Annotated in this window: 16 protein-coding genes; 5 read left to right on the top strand and 11 right to left on the bottom strand. The window is 68.1% G+C overall.

The genetic code is table 11. The features are described 5' to 3' along the window. Positions 1–74 precede the first annotated feature (74 nt). Positions 75–1,685, top strand: coding sequence for a DUF4082 domain-containing protein (locus tag J2Y46_RS20200; RefSeq protein WP_310244918.1), 1,611 nt, complete (start codon positions 75–77; stop codon positions 1,683–1,685). Between the two features lie 51 nt (positions 1,686–1,736). Here the strand turns inward: J2Y46_RS20200 and J2Y46_RS20195 are convergent, their stop codons facing one another. Then, positions 1,737–2,573, bottom strand: coding sequence for a hypothetical protein (locus tag J2Y46_RS20195; RefSeq protein WP_310244916.1), 837 nt, complete (start codon positions 2,571–2,573; stop codon positions 1,737–1,739). Positions 2,574–2,602: 29 nt separating this feature from the next. After that, positions 2,603–3,283 (bottom strand): hypothetical protein, encoded by a 681-nt coding sequence (locus J2Y46_RS20190; RefSeq protein ID WP_310244914.1) that lies wholly within the window; start codon positions 3,281–3,283, stop codon positions 2,603–2,605. A 225-nt stretch (positions 3,284–3,508) separates the two neighbouring features. Here J2Y46_RS20190 and J2Y46_RS20185 point away from each other — a divergent pair, with 225 nt between their 5' ends. From J2Y46_RS20185 to J2Y46_RS20170, 4 genes are read left to right on the top strand one after another with little or no spacing between them, the layout of a single operon-like run. Then, positions 3,509–4,270, top strand: coding sequence for a hypothetical protein (locus tag J2Y46_RS20185; protein WP_310244912.1), 762 nt, complete (start codon positions 3,509–3,511; stop codon positions 4,268–4,270). Beyond that, positions 4,267–5,574, top strand: coding sequence for an O-antigen ligase (locus J2Y46_RS20180; protein ID WP_052676714.1), 1,308 nt, complete (start codon positions 4,267–4,269; stop codon positions 5,572–5,574). The genes J2Y46_RS20185 and J2Y46_RS20180 overlap by 4 nt, the downstream gene beginning before the upstream one ends. Before the next feature lie 4 nt (positions 5,575–5,578). After that, positions 5,579–6,478 carry a glycosyltransferase family 2 protein gene (locus tag J2Y46_RS20175; protein ID WP_310244909.1) on the top strand — a complete coding sequence of 300 codons (900 nt, stop codon included), beginning with the start codon at positions 5,579–5,581 and terminating at the stop codon, positions 6,476–6,478. A 16-nt stretch (positions 6,479–6,494) separates the two neighbouring features. After that, positions 6,495–7,703, top strand: coding sequence for a glycosyltransferase family 4 protein (locus J2Y46_RS20170; RefSeq protein ID WP_045297603.1), 1,209 nt, complete (start codon positions 6,495–6,497; stop codon positions 7,701–7,703). A gap of 3 nt (positions 7,704–7,706) precedes the next feature. On the opposite strand, the gene J2Y46_RS20165 is transcribed toward J2Y46_RS20170, so the two are convergent. The 9 genes from J2Y46_RS20165 to J2Y46_RS20125 form a co-directional block, all read right to left on the bottom strand. After that, positions 7,707–9,278, bottom strand: a complete 1,572-nt coding sequence (locus tag J2Y46_RS20165; RefSeq protein ID WP_157005418.1) for an asparagine synthase-related protein — start codon at positions 9,276–9,278, stop codon at positions 7,707–7,709. 308 nt (positions 9,279–9,586) lie between these two features. After that, positions 9,587–10,450, bottom strand: coding sequence for an aldo/keto reductase (locus J2Y46_RS20160; protein WP_310244905.1), 864 nt, complete (start codon positions 10,448–10,450; stop codon positions 9,587–9,589). Positions 10,451–10,468: 18 nt separating this feature from the next. After that, a complete protein-coding gene (locus tag J2Y46_RS20155; protein WP_045297605.1) occupies positions 10,469–10,723 on the bottom strand; it encodes an acyl carrier protein in 255 nt (84 codons plus the stop codon). Positions 10,724–10,738: 15 nt separating this feature from the next. Continuing rightward, positions 10,739–11,965, bottom strand: coding sequence for a pyridoxal-dependent decarboxylase, exosortase A system-associated (locus J2Y46_RS20150; RefSeq protein ID WP_310244903.1), 1,227 nt, complete (start codon positions 11,963–11,965; stop codon positions 10,739–10,741). Further along, the gene (locus J2Y46_RS20145) at positions 11,962–13,521 is read right to left on the bottom strand and encodes an acyl-CoA ligase (AMP-forming), exosortase A system-associated (protein WP_310244901.1); all 1,560 of its coding nucleotides are present in this window, start codon (positions 13,519–13,521) and stop codon (positions 11,962–11,964) included. Before J2Y46_RS20145 ends, J2Y46_RS20150 begins: the two co-directional genes overlap by 4 nt. Next, positions 13,518–14,843: a glycosyltransferase family 4 protein gene (locus J2Y46_RS20140; RefSeq protein ID WP_045297608.1), complete on the bottom strand. Its 1,326-nt coding sequence runs from the start codon at positions 14,841–14,843 to the stop codon at positions 13,518–13,520. Before J2Y46_RS20140 ends, J2Y46_RS20145 begins: the two co-directional genes overlap by 4 nt. After that, positions 14,840–16,051 (bottom strand): glycosyltransferase family 1 protein, encoded by a 1,212-nt coding sequence (locus J2Y46_RS20135; RefSeq protein ID WP_310244898.1) that lies wholly within the window; start codon positions 16,049–16,051, stop codon positions 14,840–14,842. The genes J2Y46_RS20140 and J2Y46_RS20135 overlap by 4 nt, the downstream gene beginning before the upstream one ends. 30 nt (positions 16,052–16,081) lie before the next feature. Beyond that, complete coding sequence (locus J2Y46_RS20130; RefSeq protein ID WP_052676717.1) at positions 16,082–17,236, bottom strand: glycosyltransferase family 2 protein; 1,155 nt, start codon at positions 17,234–17,236, stop codon at positions 16,082–16,084. After that, positions 17,229–18,680: a lipopolysaccharide biosynthesis protein gene (locus tag J2Y46_RS20125; protein ID WP_310244896.1), complete on the bottom strand. Its 1,452-nt coding sequence runs from the start codon at positions 18,678–18,680 to the stop codon at positions 17,229–17,231. Before J2Y46_RS20125 ends, J2Y46_RS20130 begins: the two co-directional genes overlap by 8 nt. Positions 18,681–18,687 lie beyond the last annotated feature (7 nt).

Here is an 18,687-nt window from a genome sequence, read left to right as displayed (position 1 = left end):
CCGTTGATGGGGCGCAGGAGGGTAGGTGATACTTCCATTACCCCGAATAAGTCATCCCCCGACCCGGAATCATCATGTCTCGAAAAGCACTACGCGCTCGCCTACGCCTTCGTACTCGCATACGCCGCGCCAACATCGGATTCACCGCTCTTGTCGCGGGTGTCCTGGTCGCCGCCGGATTCGCCGTCGTCCCTGCCATCGCCGCCCCGACGACGACCGGAATCTTCGCCGACGACCTCCAGCCGAAGATCGCCGCCGACTCCGACCGGACCGCGGTCGAGCTCGGGGTGAAATTCTCCCCCGACAAATCGGGCACCGTGACCGCCCTGCAGTACTACCAGGGCAAGGGTGCGAAGAATGTCACGACGGCGACGCTGTGGTCGTCAGACGGCACGGTACTCTCGCAGGTCTCGTTCACGGCGTCGACCACCGTGGGCTGGCGCACCGTCGCGCTCTCGAAGCCCGTCACCCTGACGGCTGGGGCGTCCTACGTGGCGTCCTACAACGCACCCAGCGGCGGATACGCCGTCACCGAGAACGACCTCACTCGCACGAGGGTGCAGAACGGCTTCACGCTCAAATCCGGCGCGGGCGTGTACCGCTACGGCGCGACCGGCAAGGTCCCGACCTCGACGTACTCGGGCTCGAACTACCTCGTCGACATCGTGTACAAGCCGTCGACCACGGCGACTCCGAGCCCCACGGCGACCGCGACGCCCAAGCCGACCGTGACGCCGACCCCCACCGCGACGCCCAAGCCGACGCCGACTCCCACGACGACGCCGAAGCCGACCCCGTCGCCGACTCCCACGGCCACCCCGACGCCTACGCCGACGCCCCCGACGACGACCCCGCCGACGACGACCCCGCCTCCATCCAGCTCCGGTGGAACGGTGGTACTCGGTAGGAGCTTCCCGAACGCCAACACGACGGGTGTTCCGGCCGGTACGACGCTGACCAAGTACACGGGTCCGTGCACGATCCAGACCGCTGGCTACGTCATCGACGGCAAGCAGGTCGACTGCAGCCTCCGCATCCTCGCCAAGGATGTCGTTATCAAGAACTCCAAGATCAACGGCACGGTCTACGCCGACTACACGCAGAACCAGGGATCGTTCACCATCACGGACAGTGAGGTGGACGCCGGCGACGGTCCGTGGACCGGGATCGGCGATGCCTGGTTCACAGCGACCCGTGTCGAGGTGACAGGTGGAACCCGTTCGATCAACTGCTACGCCAACTGCACGGTCCGCGACTCCTACGTCCACGGCCAGCTGCACGACACGACAGGTGTGCACCACGAGTCCGGCATCCGGATCAACACGAACAGCTCGCTGATCGGGAACACCATCGCTTGCGACGCGCCGGACTTCCCGCCGGACGCCGGGTGCTCGGCCGCGATCACCGGCTACCCCGACTTCGACCCCGTTCAGAACAACACAGTCGACGGGAACCTGATCATCGCCGGTTCGGGAGGGTACTGCTCCTACGGTGGATCGACTGCGGGCAAGCCCTACTCCGGACAGACGAAGAACATCAAGTTCACGAACAACGTCTATCAGAAGGGTTCTTCCGGGAAATGCGGCTTCTGGGGCGCGATCACGTCCTTCGACCGCAACGCACCTGGAAATGTTTGGACCAACAACCTGTACGACGACGGCACTGCCGTAGCACCGGCCAACTGACCAGCCACGGCTGGTGAGACGTTGCTGGAGTGGTGGTCCGATCGACTCGGATCACCACTCCAGCAACGTCAATTCGCTGTACAGGTAGTCGATGTCCTCGGGGTCGGACGCGCCCTTGAACATCTTGGGTCGCGGATGGCGGACTTCGAAGCCCCATCCGCGCGGTGTGAAGCCGAGGACTCGCCTCTCAGCGAGCACGCCAACGTATCCGCGACGCAGCAGGTGAGACGCGACGGCTCCCCAGTTCGACTCGAGCACCACGGGGTCCCCGCCGACGTAGAGCGGTGATGCGAAGAGCGGCAGCCGCTTCCGCCGGTCCCGGCGGTAGACCAGATAGGCGTATCGCTCCCCATCCTGAACGACGAGATGCCGTGCGGCAGCTGCGTCGTGATGGTCAGCGAACACGCCGGCGTCCGGTCCACTCAGAGTGCGAGCGATCACGTCCGGCGCTTCGGTCAGCCGGGCACCACCACCGATCCGGGGCAGGCAGACCATGAGGCGCGTCGCCGACGGGAGAGTGGAGAACCCGAGACGCTCGTTCATCGCCGGCACGTTGCCGCTCGGCGACAGGTCAGTGAAGACGAGATCCTTCTGGCCGAGGAGCGCACGGACGAGCCTCAGCGAGTGGGCGCGGTACGGTTCAAGAACGCAGAACGCGGCGAGATTGCACACCCCGAACGTCGCACCACGCCGCGTCCGCGTCGAGTAGATCGCGGCATACACCCCGACCACCGAGCCGCCGCTCAGCAGGGCGAAGCCACGATTCGGGCCGTCCGCCCAGGGTGGCGCCAGTACGGCGAGCCAGCGTTCGGGACTGATTCGCGGATTGAGATGACGGTGGAGGAACTCCGCCGCTTCGGGAGCCTCCGCCTCGCCGATCGGCACCACGATCGGGCGAGCGGGCACCTGGGTGCCGGTCACGCGACCTCCCCCGCGGGCTGCCCGTGCCGAGCAGCACGATCCCACAGAGCCCGACGCTTGCGGTATTCGAGGAACGTCACCGCGGCGACGGTTGCGCCCAGGCCCAGGACAGCAGTCATCCCCAGCGCCCGCGGGCGACTGCCGCCGACGTGGTGGATGATCGTCGTCTGCGGTGCGACGATGGCTGTCACCTCGTTGACCGGATCGACCCCCTTGTCGCTTTGGAGCTCGTGCAGCTGAGTCATGATCTGTCCGACGAGTTCGTCCTGCTGCTCCTGCACGCGTTCGCGTGTAGGGGCCACGATGTCGAGCACGAGCTGCTGCGTCGCAAAGTTCGTCCCCCACTGCCCGCCCGTGTCAGGCAGGCCCAGCGACCAGCCGTCGCGCACGCCGAGTCCGGCCAGCATGACGTCGGGCGAAGCGTACTTGGTGACCTCGCCCGGCCCGGTCAGCCGCTTGGCGACCACTCCGGCCAGGTCGATGATGTCCTCCGACTGCGTGCGCAAAGCATTCGGATTCGCCGAACTCGTCGGAGCGAGGAAAACGATCTCCGTGCGGGTGAAATACACCCCTCTGTCGCTGACGACCGCGTAGCCTGCTAAGGCAGTCACCAACGCGCCGACCAGTAGAATCGGCCACCGCCGGAGAAGAGCCGCCAGCAACTCCCAGAAAGTCATAAGTCCCCGTACCTAAGATAAACCTCGCACCGGTGGCCATCCGCCATCTCAGCAGGGGGAGAGTCAGCAGTGATCCTGGACGTAATGCGAGCGATGGCACGTCGATGGTACATCGTTCTGACCGGGCTTATCCTGACTGCCGCCCTCACGTGGACGGCGTACCAGGCGACGCCGCCCGAGTACGAAGCGCGCGGTCTGGTCCTCCTCCTTCCGGGCGCGAACGCCGTGCCCGACGGCGGCAACCCGTTCCTCGCACTGAGCGGGTTGGAACAGCCCGCCAGCATCGTCGTCGCCTACTTCGGCAGCACGGCTGCGCAAGAGGAGGTGGCGGGGGTCTCGGACACCGCAGAGTTCTCGGTTCAACTCGATGCCTCCACGCGCGGTCCCGTCATCGCCATCGACGTGACCGACCAGACGGCGGAGGGAACGATCGAGACGCTCGACTTCCTCGCGGCGCGGGTGCCCGAGGAGTTGCAAAGACTGCAGAACGAGGTGGGTGCGCCCGCGCCCTCCATCATTTCTTCGATGCAACTCGTCACCGATGACGAGCCCGAGGCGGACAACTCGGGAACGGTGCGGATCACGATCGCCGCACTGGCAGCAGGAATCGTCGCGACCGGTGTCGCGACGTTCGCATTGGACGGCGTGCTGATGCGTAGGCGTACGCGCCGCAGGGCGAAGGCCGCCGCGCAATTCGGCCCCACCACATCCGTCGATACGGAGGCGGTAGCGCTTGACGCCGACCCCGCACCCGAAGCGGCGGCAGACTACGACGCGTTGGTCGGCGCCGAGGAGATCATCCCGTCCGATGATCCCGCCGTGGACGATCCCGTCGGAGGCGAGAGCCCGGCCGACGATCCGAATGAGACCGCCGACCCGCAGCAGGGCAGCTCGCGCTCGGCCCGGGATCGTGTCAGTGACCCCGAGAGAGTCTCGTCCGGTTCTGGTCGCGCCGGTCTCGATTCGCGCGCAGGACGCAATCGTTGACCATCACCTCGCTCGGGATCGGCCAGCGAACGCGGTGGATCGACGCGGTCGCCTGGCTCACCGTCTATCTCGGGCTCCTGCTCTTCATCCCCTCCCGGCTCATCCTCGGACCCCTGGGAAGCGCTGGGGCCCCGTCGATGCTCTTCGGACTCGGAAGTCTGCTGCTGTGGCTGTTCGCCTTCCTCGGAGCGGCACGACGGGCGGCCACGGAAGCCCAGCCGATCCGCATCGCGCTGGGCGTCTTCCTGTTCTGCGTCGGAGTCAGCTACGCCCTCGCGATGTCGAATCCGCTCATCCCCGACGAAGCCAGTCCCGGCGACGTCGCGCTGCTGGCGCTCGCCTCCTGGGCCGGAACGCTGTTGCTCACGCATGACGGCATCAGCGACCGGGGTCGGCTCGACACCCTGATCTGGCGATTCGCCCTCTGCGGAGGAGCCATCGCGGCGCTGGGCCTGCTCCAGGTGGTCACCCGCCAGCTGTGGGTGGACCAGCTGTCCATTCCCGGACTCACCAGCACTCCCGGATACGGGCTGAGCACACGAGGCGGGTACGTCCGCCCCGCAGGCACGGCGATCCACCCCATCGAGTACGGTGTCATCCTCGCGATGATTCTGCCTGTCACCCTCCATGTCGCGTTCCACCACACTCACCGTCACGTCCTGCTCCGGTGGGCACCCGCAGCCGCAGTCGCCCTCATCCTCCCCCTCACGTCGTCCCGCTCGGCCTACCTCGGGGCGCTGATCGCCTTGGTCGTATGCCTCATCGGCTGGACGAGGCAGCGACGAGCGCGCGTGATCGGCGTCGGCGTCATCGGGCTCCTCGCCATGACCGTTGTCGCCCCGAACTTCCTCAACTCGATCATCGGGTTGTTCACCGGGGCGAGTGAGGACCCCAGCATCACGTCACGCACCGATAGCTTCGCCCTCGCGCTCGAGTTCATCGAGAGGAGTCCCTGGTTCGGCCGGGGCCTGGGCACCTTCCTGCCGAAGTACCGGATCTTCGACAACCAGTACCTTCTGCTGCTCGTCACGGTCGGCATCGCCGGCACCGTGGCGTTCCTCGCTCTGGCAGTCACCGCTGTCGTCACGACGATCCGTCTTCGCACACGTCTGCGCGACGAGGCATCCCGGGATCTCGCGATGGCCCTGACGGCCGCCATCTGCGCCGGGTTCAGCTGCCTCTTCATGTTCGACGCATTCGCCTTCCCTATGACTATGGGCGCGCTCTTCCTCACCCTGGGACTCGCCGGAGCGCTCCGCCGCGTAGAAGATGCCAAAGCGGGCCTCGCTGCCCTCCTAAGATGACATCGTGCGTGTAGATGTCGCAGCTGTGGTGGTCACCTACAACAGCGCGGAACACATCGAGGAGCTCCTCGACAGCATCCCCGCTTCGATGGGCACGCTGGCCTACTCCGTCGTCGTCGTCGACAACGGATCCTCCGATTCCACCGTCGAGCTGCTCGAGCAGAGGGCCGACGTGATCGCCGTCCGCTCCTCCAACGTCGGCTATGCCGGCGGCATGAACCGAGCCGTGCGTGCGTCCCCGCCCGCCGACGCGGTCCTCATCCTCAATCCCGATGCCACCCTGGACAACGGCGCCGTTCCCGCCATGCTCGAGGTACTGCGCAAACCGGGTGTGGGGATCGTCGCACCACGGGTGCGGGAGGCGGACGGGAGCCTGTCACCCACGCTCCGCCGAGGCCCGACATTGGGTCGGGTCGGCGGGCTGAGCTTCACCGGCTGGCCGGCGTTCACCGAACGCATCGAGAAGGCCGCCGAGTACGACACCGAACACGAGGTCGATTGGGCGGTCGGCGCGATCCTGTTGGTCGACGCAGAGTGCTACGAGCGGCTCGGCGGAATGGATGAGAGCTATTTCCTCTACTCGGAGGAGACGGACTTCAGCCTGAGGGCGAAGGACGCCGGATGGTCCACCGTATACACCCCGAACGCGAGTGCGATGCATATCGGAGGCGGCTCCGGTGAGAGCGCCACGACGCACATCATGAAGCAGGTCAACCGAATCCGCCTCTATCGCCGAAGGGCGGGGACCACGCATGCCTGGTTCTACTACGGGATGACGGTGCTCATAGAGCTGCGCCGCGCGCTGCTGGGTCACGACAAATCCTGGCCCACGGTGCGCGCCCTCCTGCGCCCGTCCCTGAGGCCGCCGGCACTCAACGCCGGCGGCAGTATCCTTCCCCGCTGACGGAGACACGGGCCCGATGAAGAAGCTCCTGATGGTCGCCCCCGCCTGTGACGGCGAGGATGTCGGCGAAGCCTGGGTGGCGGCCCAATGGGCCTTCCGTCTGGCCGCACGTCACGAGCTGACGCTCCTGACGACGTACAAGCGCGGCCATACCCCGATGGCCCGGCAATTGCCCGGCGCACGGGTCATCGAATGGCAGGAGCCGCCCGGCGTCGGCCGGCTGGAGCGGCTGAACAGTCTGATGCAGCCCGGCTACGTGCCCTTCTACGCGCGGTCCCGACGGTGGATCCGTCAGCGTCTCGAAGCGGGCGAGCACTTCGACATCGCGCACCAGGTTGTGCCGGTCGCGATGCGCTACCCGTCGCCGGTCGTCGGTCTGGGGATTCCGTTCGTCATCGGTCCCGTAGGCGGAAGCCTCGACTCACCTCTTGCGTTCGTCGAGGAGGAAGGCGCGACGCCCTGGTACCAGCGGCTGCGCGCGCTCGACGGATGGCGCATCCGGCATGACCCGCTGCTGCGGCGCACGTACGAGCGGGCCGACTGCGTGGTCGGCGTGGCCGACTACGTTCGAGAGTTCCTCGCCGGACTGGATCTTCGGCGATTCGAGATCATGAGCGAGACCGCGGTGGAATCCGTCCACCCGCCGGTCGACCGAACGGGCAGGAGCGGACCGCTCCGACTGCTGCATGTCGGCCGCATCGTCCGCACCAAGGGACTGCGGGACACGATCCGCGCGATGGGTGCGCTGCGCGACCTCGATGTGGTGCTGGATGTCCTGGGCGACGGCAACGATCGCGGGGCCTGCGAAGAGCTCATCGAGGAGCTCGGCCTCGGTGAGCGGATCACGCTGCACGGGTCCGTGCCTCGAGCTGTCGTCGACGAGTTCTACCGAAACGCAGATGTCTTCGTCTTCCCGAGCTACCGTGAGCCCGGTGGCAACGTCAGCCTCGAGGCGATGTCTTGGGGGTTGCCCGTCGTGGTCTGCCGGCGCGGCGGCCCGGGCGCGAACGTCGACGAATCATGCGCCTTCCTTCTCGACGCCGACGACCCTACCCAGCTCGCCGCGGACTGTGCGGCGGCCGTGCGGGCGCTGGCAGAGGATCCGAACCTGCGCGAGAGGATGGGCGACGCGGGGCGCAGACGTGCGGAAACCACCCACCTGTGGTCCGGGCGTCTGGACCGGATGGATCGGATCTACGACGAGGTGACAGGCACGACCGCCTGAGCCTCAACCCGCGTCGCTCGTCGCGACGATCAGGTTGGTGAGAAACGCGACGCTGCTGGGCCGCGGATCCACGCTGCCGTCGAGCACCCGCGACACCCACGACGGATCGACGAAGTCGAGCTCCTCCAGAGGGCGCAGCACCTGCGACTCGGCACGCCAGTGCTCGACCACCTTCGCCGCGAGAATGGTGCCGCCGGCGGGAGGGCGGTTGCCCCGCTGCACGCGCTGGATCGCCTTTCGCGCGAAGCGCTTGCCCGTGCTCGCCAACTGGGTCACCGGTTCCCAGCGCGAGGGCGCCGCATACGTCGCAGGAGCAGGCCGTCCGTCGAGCGGGAGTTTCCCGAGCTCGGGGTCGAGCTCCATCTGCAGGGCGCCGAGGAAGCGGGAGTTCACCTTGTCCTGCGGCCTCAGCCGGTATGCCAGATCGAGGAAGCCCTCGTCGAGCATCGGGTTGATGACGATCCTCTCCACGCTCACCGCGAGGTCCGTCGCACCCGCCCACCGCTGCATGCGATGACGCAGGTACAGCTCGTCAGTCGCGCGGAACCACTCTTCGCCACCGTCGACTAGCGCGTCGTGCACCTGCGCCGTCGCGACGCTCTCGGCCCATGCGGCGAACTCGCCGACAAGCAGGCCAGGCTCCACGGCTTCATTGACGAACATCCGCCACGCCGCGAGGCGTGCGGCATCCTGGCGGTCGTACGTCCGGTCCCGGACGCGCCCGACGTAATAGAAGCCTCGCGCGATCTCACCGCCCAGTCCCGAGATGCGCACGCCCTGGTCGAACGCGCGCTCGGCGATGCGCTGGGCGGCAAGGGCGACGGGGTCCGCCATGGCGTCCAGGCGCGTCGCCTCGATCCGGCACAGCTCCCAGGCCTCAACAGCGCTCACGCCGGCGACGTCGGTGAGCCCACGGACGTCGTGCCGGATGCCGTACTGCTGCGCGATCATGCTCGCGATGGCGGTATCGCCCTTGCCAGGCACATCGAGGGTCATCGCTCGAAGGCCGCGGCGACGCGCGGGCGGGATCGCGCTGAGCAGCAGCCGGGAATCCATGCCGCCGGTGAGCTGGAGGACGGCGTCCGGGTAGTCGTCGAGCACGGCATTGAGCGATGTGCGCAGCAGATCCGCTGCCTCCTGGACCGCCTCGGCCGGCGAGATGGGCTCATGGCGCCGCGCCGACGTCTTCGTGAGCGTCACACCTCGCTCGTCGAGCGTGACGACGGCGCCGGCTTCGAGTTTCTTGACGCCCGCGAAGAGGCTGTTGCCTCCCAGCTGCCAGCCGAGCAGCGACTGGATGCCGACGGCCATGGGGTCCAGCTGCGCATCGAGCGCGCGCGCTGCCAGGAGCGCGGACGTCGAGACGAGGGGGACGGTCCCTTCGCCTGGATCCGAATGGAAAATATGCTGGAAGCCCATGGAGTCCGCTACCGCCTCCGCGCCCTCAGGAGACGCCCCGAGGGCGCCGAACGGCGGCAGGAGCCGCGTCAGCGCGTCCGGGCGGTGACGGAGTAGGGCGACGATGTCGGCGTGCGCGACTCGGCCGTCCGCGCGCCGCGCGGTTCTGCTCAGCACGAGAGCGAGACTCGCGTCACCGACTTCAGCGAGGGGGTCCACCCCCCAGTGCCAGATGACGATAGGGCCGCAGTCGGCTCTGATCGCGGCGGCCGGAAACGGCACAGGCGGATTCGCCGGTCCGGCGATGGCCAGGGCTCCGGGAAGCAGTTGGTCAGGCTGCATGGCCGCTCAGAGCTTCCGCTCGGGGCGCGGAGGGCGGCCGGTCGTCTCGGGAATGTGCGTCATGTGTGCTCCTCGCAGTATGCGCTGATGTTGCTCGAGCCGGGCGCATCTCGCGCTGCGGACAGGCGGTCGCGTTCTCAAGCTCATGCGATCAGGTCCTCCGCAGTGACGGGGGTGTCGATCGCCCGGGCATTGTCCCGCAGGTGGGCCGGCTCCATGGTGCCGGTGAGGATGACCTTCACGCCGGGCACTGCGGCGGCGTGGCGCAACAGCCGCCGAGCGATCGGCGCAGCCCGGTGCGGCGCAGACGACGCGGCTTCGCGATCCAGAAGCTGGACGCGAAGGGCCTCCGATCCCATGACCCGGTTCGCGATGAGGTCGACGCCGGTCATGGAAGCGGGAGCGGCGCTCGCGAGCGACCAGGGATTCACTGCGGTTTCGGCCACGGGGCAGCCCCAGGCATCACGAACCGCGGCGATCGTCCGCGGCATGTCGGTCGACACGCCGAAATGAGCGATCACCCCGGACCGCTGCGCCTCCTGGAGTATCTCGTGCGCCTCGTCGTCCTCGACGATCGAAGCCGGTGGCAGGTGCAGCAGGAAGATCTCGATTCGATCCCGCCGCAGACGTTTCAGGCTCCGCTCGATGCTCCGCGTGAGCGAGGCATGATCCAGCGCGAATGCACCTCCGGCCCGCGCCTGCGTGGTCTTTCGCGCCCGTTGGCCGAACACACGGAAAGGACCCGGCAGGTCGACCGTGGGCAGTCCGATCTTGGTGACCACCACCCACCGCTCCCGATCGGCCCGCGTCAGCTCGCCGATCCATCGTTCGGCCATCGTCGAACCGTACGCGTCGGCCGTATCGATGACATTGACCCCGCACTCGCGGCAGGCATTGAAAAGTGCCTTGGCGTCCGACTTGGACCGCCCTGTGCCGATCGATGCCAGGCGAGACGTCCCCAGGCCGAGGATCGAGACCTCCAGCCCGCCGAGAGTGCGTCGCTCCATCAGCGATCCCGGCGGTGCTCAGTCTGGGATCTTGGAGTCGACGAAGTCCGTGAGCGTGCCGACCGTCTCGAACAGGTCTGCACCGAACTCGTCGTCGTCGATTGTGATGTCGAAACGATCCTCGAGGGCGCCAACAAGCGCGACCACGCCGAACGAGTCGAGTTCGGGGAGCGCGCCGAACAGCGCGGTGTCGGCGGTGAGCTCTTCCGGCGACTGCTGCAGCTCGAGCGTTTCGATGAGGACACCGCGGATGGCATCGATCGTGGCGGTCATGGTTCTCCTTCGGGTTCAGACGAGGACTTCGGCTGGGACCGGGTGCCCCAGGAAGGCGGTGGGGCTCGCGGTGAGTCCGTACGCTCCTGCTTGGAAGATGACGATCAGGTCGTCGATGTCGGCCGGCGGCAACTCGACGTCGTCGCCAAGCAGATCGAGGGGCGTGCAAAGGCAGCCCACGACGTTGACCCCCTGGTCGCCGGCCGCGTCCGCGCGATTGCCCACGACGAGCGGATAGTTGCGGCGGATGGCCTGCCCGAAGTTCCCCGAGGCGGCGAGCTGGTGGTGCATGCCGCCGTCCACGACCAGGAACGTCTTGCCGCGGCTCACCTTGCGGTCGACGACACGCGTGACGTACACCCCGGACTCGCCGACGAGGTACCGGCCGAGCTCGATCACTGGGCTCGCCTCGGGGAATCGCTGAGCGATCTGCCCATCGACCAGATTGTGGAGGCTCGCCGCGACCGCGTCGAGGTCGAGCGGCCGGTCGCGTTCGGTGTAGGGGATCCCGAAGCCGCCGCCGAGATTCAGGTAGCGCAACGGTCCCGCCAGCCCCGCGGCGAGGTCCGTGACGAGGTCGACCGTGCGACGCTGGGCCTCCGCGATGATCTCGGCGTTCAGGTTCTGCGAGCCGGCGAAGACATGGAAGCCCAGGAGGTCCATGCCCGATCCGGCATATTCCCGCAGGACATCGGGAACCTGCTCGGCGTCGATTCCGAACTGCTGCGGGCCGCCCCCCATCCGCATCCCCGACCCCTTGACCGCGAAGTCGGGATTGACCCGGATCGCGACGCGGGGCGTCAGGCCCAGGTCGTCTCCAGCGGCGAGTACCCGCCGCAGCTCCGTCGTCGATTCGATCTCCACGATGATGCCCGCGGCGACCGCCTGCCGGATCTCGGCCGGTGTCTTACCGGGCCCGGCGAAGCTGACCCGCTCTGGCCGGATCTCCGTGTCGAGCGCAGTCTGCATCTCAAGCCCCGACGCGACGTCGATCCGGTCGACACGGCGTGCGAGGTGCTGCACGATCGCCGGCATCGGGTTCGCCTTCATCGCGAAGCTCAGCTCGACTCGCTGCGGAAGCGCGGCGCGGAGCCGTTCGACCCGCGCATCCAGCTGAGCGCGGTCGTACGCGAAGAAGGGTGTGGAACCGACGCGCGCGGCCAGCCGGGTCAGCGGCATGCCGCCCACCCGCAACTCACCGTCGGTCGTCCCGAATGCCGCGACATGCTCAGCCGGCTTCATCCCGACACCTCCGCCTTGATCAGATTGCGATCGAACTTGCCGTTGGGAGACCGGGGCAGCTCGTCACGTATCTCGACTTGCCCGGGCACCATGTACATCGGAAGTCGTTGGCGCAGGGCCGTCGTGAGCCCCGAGACATCGAGGACGCCGTCCGTCGGGGTCGCGACCAGCACGATCCGCTGCCCGAGCGCAGCGTCGTCCACCCCCACGGCCACCACGTCGCGCACCAGGCCGGTGCTGTAGGCGGCCTCCTCGACCTCGGTCGGGCTGACGCGGTAGCCCGACGTCTTGATCATGTCGTCCTTGCGGCCGACGAAGTACAGGAAGCCTTCGTCGTCAGCCACGACGGTGTCACCCGACCAGACGGCCAGTTCGGGGGTGCGCCACTCGTCCCCCACGCGCTCGATCGGCTTGTACCTCTCGCGGGTGCGCACCGGGTCCCTCCAATACCCGAGGCCGACGAGAGCTCCACGGTGGACGAGCTCACCCTCCTCGCCCGGATCGCACAGCGTGCCGTCGGGGCGGAGGACGAGGATCTCGGCGTTGGGGATGGCCTTGCCGATGGAGTCCGGCCGCCGATCCACCTCCGCGGGGTCCAGGTACGTCGACCGGAACGCCTCGGTCAGCCCGTACATCAGGAAAGGATCCGCCTGAGGGAAGATCTCCCGGAGCCGCTCGAGCGTGGCCCGCGGCATCCGTCCTCCCGTGTTGGCGAAGTAGCGCAGGCGCTCAGCGGCTTCAGCCGGCCATGGGACGTCGGCCAACTGAATCCACAGCGGCGGCACGCAGGTGAGCCCGGTGACCCCATACTGCGCGCACAGCTTGGGAACTTCACGCGGAAGCAGGTAGTTCATCAGGACGCAGTGCGCGCCGACGGCAAAGGCGGTGGTCACCTGGCTGAGGCCGGCGTCGAAGCTGAGCGGCAGGACGCTGAGGATCACGTCGTCCGCGGTGTTCCCGAGGTAGGTGCTCACACTCTCGGCCCCCACGATGAGATTGCGGTGGCTCAGCACCACCCCCTTCGGCTTGCCGGTGCTTCCCGAGGTGTAGAGGATCGCGGCCGGATCCACGTCCAGCACGGCAGCGGGGCGAACGGATGCCTCGACCTCTTCCCGTTCCGGCCAGGGGTGGACGGTCACGCCGGGTGCTGCCGCGTCTGCCGAGCCCACGGCGATCACGTGCTCCACCGCGGTGTCCGGCAGGGTGTCGGCGATCTGGGCGAGGCGGTCGGCCGACGTGATCAGGTAGCGCGCACCGCTGTCGGAGAGGATGTGCCCGACCTGCGGAGCCTTCAGCACGTGGTTCACCGGAACGAACATGCCTCCAGCCACCGAGGCCCCGAACAGCCCGAGTACCGTCTCGATCCGCTTCTCGAGGTAGATCGCGACGCGGTCGCCGCGCGCCAGTCCCAGGTCGAGCAACCTGGCGGAGAGCGCTTGCGCACCGCCCCACGCCGCCGCGTAGGTGACGGTCCCACCCTTGTAACTGAGCGCCGGAGCGTCGGGGGATGCTGCAGCCGCACCCGCGAGCAGGTGGTGGAAGTTCGTGCGGATCACGGCGCGCGCCTCTCGGTGACGTAGCGATCGAACTCGGCATCGTCGTCCAGATCGACGTAGCGCCGCCCCTGCGCGTCAGCAGTGTCGCGCCGCCCCTCCCCCGCCGGCACCGCAGGTCCCGGCTGCGAGAAGCCGGAGACCTCGTCGAACACCGCGACATACGCCTCGGCCTGCGGACGCCAGTCGAGTTCGCTTGCGACGCGGGCACGCGCCTTGCGGCCGAGCTCGACGCGCAGCGCCGGGTTGTCGATGAGACGCTCCACCTGGTCCGCGAACGTGTGGATGTCGCCCGACGGCGCGTACAGCAGGGTGTCGGCGCCCGACACGCGGGTCTCGACGAGGTCGAAGGAGACCGCCGGCAGGGCGTAGGACATGTACTCCATTGTCTTGTTCATCGTCGACAGGTCGTTGAGCGGAGTCTTCAGGTCGGGACAGAGACCGATGTCGGCTCGGCTCAGGTACTCGGCGATCGCTACGCGGTCCACCCTCCCGGTGAAGGTCACCCGATCCTCCAGCCCGAGGCGAGCGGACTGGGCCCTGAGCTCCTCGAGGCAGTCGCCGAAACCCAGGAGCGTCGCCGTCACGTTGCCGCGACTTCGCTTGTTCACCAACTCATCGACGACCAGCAGCACCTGGTCGACGCCGTCCTGGGGACCCATGATGCCGAGATAGACCAGCTCGATGCCCTCTGCCGGACGGGGGTCGGCGGGGTAGATCGGTCGCATCTGCTCAGTGTCCGGCCCGCTCCTGACGACAGTGACATGGCCGGGCCGACGATTGCCACGACGGACTGCGACGGCCTTGTAGGACTCGTTGGTGGAGATGATCCGATCGGCCGCGCGGAACGTCCGCCGCTCCAGCCACCGCAGCCCCCGGTACTCCAGCCGCTTGAGCAACCCCGTGGGATGGCCGAAGCGCGAGATGAAGAGCTCCGGGTTCAGGTCATGGTGGTCGAAGACGAACCTCACTCCGCGGACACGCCACAGCAGAGCCAAGAGCCAATACGTGTCCGGCGGGTTGCAGGCCTGGATGATGTCGAACCGGCGGCGACGCCACGCTGCGAGCGAGAGCCAGGCCGTCCTGACCCAGCTGTACGCGAATTCCCACGCGAACCCGAGGAGTCCTTCCGCCTCGGGCGCGGGCGCGTACTTATAGATGTCCACGCCGTCGATGTGCTGGCGGTCGGGATCTCCGGGTCCCTTCGGACAGATGACGCTGACGCGGTAGCCTCGCGCGACGAGCGCCTGGCATTCCAGCCATACGCGCCTGTCGAGCGGCACAGGCAGGTTCTGAACGATGATCAGGACATGGGGTGACGTCATGAACCGTAGACCTCTTCCTCGATGATGCGCACTACGGCCTCCTTCGTGGGGTTCCACGACCGGCCCTCGACGGAAGAGGCTGCCGCCGCTGCCCGCGCACCGATATCAGGCGCTGTGACTGCCTGCCCCAACGCGGCGGCCAGAGCGCTGCCAGTCGGCGCCGCCCATCGCACATGCGGATTGGGAAGCACGACTCGCGCGAGGTCCATGTCGTTGACGACGGGGATGTTGCCCGCCGCCAGCATCTCCTCCGCGACCAGCGTGATATTCGTGAACGACATCGCGAGTCCGGCGATCGTGGCGCCGTACAGGTCGTTGAGCTCTCTCGTGGAAAGACGCCCGTGGAAGGTGAACGGGAAGTCGACCTGGCGCGGGCGGGCACCGTACACGTGGATCTGGTGCTCCGGATGCATCCGGTGGAACAGCCCGAGTGCTACGCAGGCCAGCTGGTACCCGCGCCTCGGGTAGTCGGGGCGGCAGTAGAAGACGATCCCCGCCCTCGACCGCGGCGGCGAGGGTGGGCTGTAGGCGGCCGAGTCGCAACCGAAGGGGACGACATCGCTCGCGAGGCCCGTCTCCCGCAGCACCATCCCATCCAGCATCTCGCCCAGTGCGATCCGGCGGAAGGGCAGCCGATACGACATCGCCGCGAACTCGTACTCGGCGCCGTGCCCGTAGAAGTAGGGCTCGTAGTCCTGCATGAAGTACAGGCGACGGGTGGGCTCCTGTGCGTACTTGGTGATGAGATGGGTGGACTCCCATCCCGAGGCGACGACGGCGTCCACGCCGGCGATCCCCTCGCGCACGTCCCGCACCTCCGCCCCGAGCTGCGGCCAGTGGCGGCGCACTATGGCGGACAGTTCGGCCACGTCCAGGCCGTGCCGGTCGTAGAAGTAGAGCACGCAGCGGTGGCCGCGGGCCTCGAGTGCGGCCACCATGCGAAACAGCGTGGTGTGCCCGCCCGATCCGGGAGCGGGAGCCGTCGACACCCAGCCGACGGTGAGAGGCGCTCCGGCGGCCGGCCTGGTCTCCGGCTCGGGAAGCGACGCGGGAACGTCGGTGAGGATGTCGGCGGCGTCGAGCTGGAAGAAGAGGTCGGCGGCGCCGCTGGAACTGTAGGCACGCCAGGCGACGCGCTGCGCCACGCCGCGGGGCCCGACGGCCCACGCGCGCCGCGCCTTGGCCAGAGTCCTGTCTATCCGGCTCATGCTCCACTCACCCGCATCGGTCCCCCGCTCTCACACACCCGACATCATCCAACGCACGTGGTACCTCTCCTGCCGCCACCGGCGTCGTGCCCGACGGAGCGCTGCCGCCGCCCGCGTGCCCCCGCCGTCGGCGCGGCGCAGCAGGCGCCGGTACTCGGGGCTATCGAAGACCTCGGCGCTGGCCTCCCGCGCGAAGCGCAGGAGATCTTCCGTCTCGGAGCGAGAGCGCCCGCGATCTCGGGCCGAAGACGCGAAGCGCAGCGCATCCTCTGCGAGGCCGCGCCCGGCCAGCGCGAGCATTCGTGAGCGGTCCGGCTCGGGCAGCGCCTCCAGAGCGTGCTCGAACGCGAGGCGACGCGCCTTGAGGTCGACGAGCGTGCCCGCGCCATCGGTCTCGCTCATGCTCTCCCCGTGCTCCCGGTGAAGCGCCTGATCGGCGCCGCCGACGTAGCCGATGTCGGACACCGCCGCCGCCCGGAGCGATATCTCCATATCCGGCGCATAGTCGACGGCGGGATTCATCGCTCCAGATTCCCGCAGGAAGGACGCACGGATGACCATCTCGGGGTTGGTGATCGCGCTGACACCCAGCCGACACCGCTCGGCTAGCCAGTCGCGCCCGGCCCACACCGACCAGCGGACGGTGGCCACGCGGCCGTCCGGCGGCGTGCTCGTCGTGAAGTGGCGCGGGTGCCCGTAGACCAGGCCTACCGACGGGTTCGCCTCGAAGAGCGCGATCGCACGTGAGAGCGATCCGGGCGTCAGCAGGTCGTCGGCGTCGAGCTTGACGACGAACTCGCCGGTCGACGCCTCCCAGCCGGCGTTGAAAGAGCGGACGTGGCCGGAGTTGACCGGATTGACCAGGAGCCGCACCCGGGCATCGCCCTCGGCCAGCCCGGCCGCGACCTCGCGGCTATCATCTGTGGACTGGTCGTCGACGACGATGACCTCAACCTCGACTCCGTCCTGGCTCAGCGCCGACCGGACGGCGTCGGGCAGGAACCGCCCGTAGTTGTAGCAGGGGATGACGACGGATGCCGTCGCCTGTGTCGCCGGCTTCACCCGCGGCGCCGTGCCGGCCCGGATCGGGCGCGGGGCGCGCGGCGACAGCCTCGCCAGCAGCCGATGCACCGTCCCGTCGAGCGCGTGCTCCTCCTGGAACCTCGTCCACCGCGAGTCACTCATCGGACACCTCCACGATGGCACTGTCGCCGCCCGCACGGATCGCCCGAACGTGTGTGCGCAACCATGGCCACATCAGCGCACCGTAGACGAGCACCGCCGCCCCTCCGCCGACCAGGAGCTCCAGCAGCGCACCCGGCAGCAGCCAACGCGCTCCCAGCGCAGCGAGCACCGCCGGCACCGTGGCGAGAGTCGGCCACCACGCGGCGCGGACGAACTCCGCCATGCGGACGCCCGTGCCGCGCAGCGCGATGGCGTAGGCCGGGAGGATCACGACGGCCGCGACCACAACGTGCACCCACCCCGCGCCGACGATGCCGTACGCGCGCGTCGCGAAGATCATGCCCACCGTCAGCGCGACGAGCCACACGATCTGGATGATCAGGACTCCGCCCGACTTCCCGCGGGCGTAGAGGTACCCCGCGAAAATATCGAAGACGACACGCATGCTCCCGTAAACACCGAGCGCCGCGAGGACCGGGGCGGCAGGCAGCCACTTGGCGCCGTACACGACCTCGATCACGGGCGCGGACAGGGCCGCCAGTGTGGCGCCGGCGGGGAGCGCACCGGCCCACGCGACGGCCGTGAGCGCTGCCAGCCCTCTACCGCCCTCGGTGGATCGTGAGAAATACGGCAGTGAGACCGATCGCACGACCTGTGCCAGAGCGCTCATCGGCCAGCTCGAGATGTTGAATGCCAGGACGTAATAGCCGAGCGCCGTGGCCCCGGCGACTCGCGCGAGGACGATGTTGTCGACATTGAGCAGCCCCCACGAGAGCATGTTGGCGGCCGCAATGGGCAGGCCGAAGGCGAGCACCGGGCCGACGACCGACCGATCGATCCCGTAGCGCGGCTTCACCCGGGCCAGCACGAACTGGAGGGCGGAAGAGACGATCTGCGCCGCGACGCGGCCGATCGCCAGGCCGAGCACGCCGAAGCCAAGACCGATGAGAACCAGCGTGACCGTGGTCGAGACGATGAAGTCGGCGACGCCGATCAGGAACATCTCCCGCTGCTGGAAGCGACGCTGCAGCAGGGCGTAGGGCACGACCGACGCGCCCGCGAGTGCGAGGGTGAAGGCGAGCATTGAGATGGCGGGAGCCGCTTCCGGGCTCCCCAGCAGATCGGCAAGCAACCCGCTGGAAAGGACGGTGATGATGGTCATCGTGGTGCCCATCGCCAGGCCCAGGGTCGCGACGGTGGGTGCGATCCGGTCCGGTTTATCGGAGCGGATGAGGTCGGCGGACAAACCGAGATCTGCGACGGTGATCAGAATGGACTGTACCGTGAGCGCCACCGCATAGACGCCGAACTGTTCGGGGCTGAGGATGCGCGCCAGGATTATCCCGACGACCAGGCTGCCCAGCCGCAGCACGATCGTGCTCATCCCGCTCCACGCGGCCGCCCGGGTCGCCTTCGCGCGCAGTCCCGGCTCCTGTCCTGTCACCTCATCC

Source organism: Microbacterium sp. BE35 (assembly GCF_031457705.1).
Taxonomy (GTDB): Bacteria; Actinomycetota; Actinomycetes; order Actinomycetales; family Microbacteriaceae; genus Microbacterium; species Microbacterium trichothecenolyticum.
The sequence above is the reverse complement of the archived record's forward strand: the minus strand, read 5'-3'. Positions and strand labels throughout refer to the sequence as shown.

Bases quoted from the DNA above. Each gene is read 5' to 3' on its own strand.
- J2Y46_RS20155 (WP_045297605.1), bottom strand. From the start codon at position 10,723: ATGACCGCCACGATCGATGCCATCCGCGGTGTCCTCATCGAAACGCTC.
- J2Y46_RS20150 (WP_310244903.1), bottom strand. From the start codon at position 11,965: ATGAAGCCGGCTGAGCATGTCGCGGCATTCGGGACGACCGACGGTGAG.
- J2Y46_RS20160 (WP_310244905.1), bottom strand. From the start codon at position 10,450: ATGGAGCGACGCACTCTCGGCGGGCTGGAGGTCTCGATCCTCGGCCTG.
- J2Y46_RS20135 (WP_310244898.1), bottom strand. From the start codon at position 16,051: ATGAGCCGGATAGACAGGACTCTGGCCAAGGCGCGGCGCGCGTGGGCC.
- J2Y46_RS20140 (WP_045297608.1), bottom strand. From the start codon at position 14,843: ATGACGTCACCCCATGTCCTGATCATCGTTCAGAACCTGCCTGTGCCG.
- J2Y46_RS20170 (WP_045297603.1), top strand. From the start codon at position 6,495: ATGAAGAAGCTCCTGATGGTCGCCCCCGCCTGTGACGGCGAGGATGTC.
- J2Y46_RS20130 (WP_052676717.1), bottom strand. From the start codon at position 17,236: ATGAGTGACTCGCGGTGGACGAGGTTCCAGGAGGAGCACGCGCTCGAC.
- J2Y46_RS20200 (WP_310244918.1), top strand. From the start codon at position 75: ATGTCTCGAAAAGCACTACGCGCTCGCCTACGCCTTCGTACTCGCATA.
- J2Y46_RS20190 (WP_310244914.1), bottom strand. From the start codon at position 3,283: ATGACTTTCTGGGAGTTGCTGGCGGCTCTTCTCCGGCGGTGGCCGATT.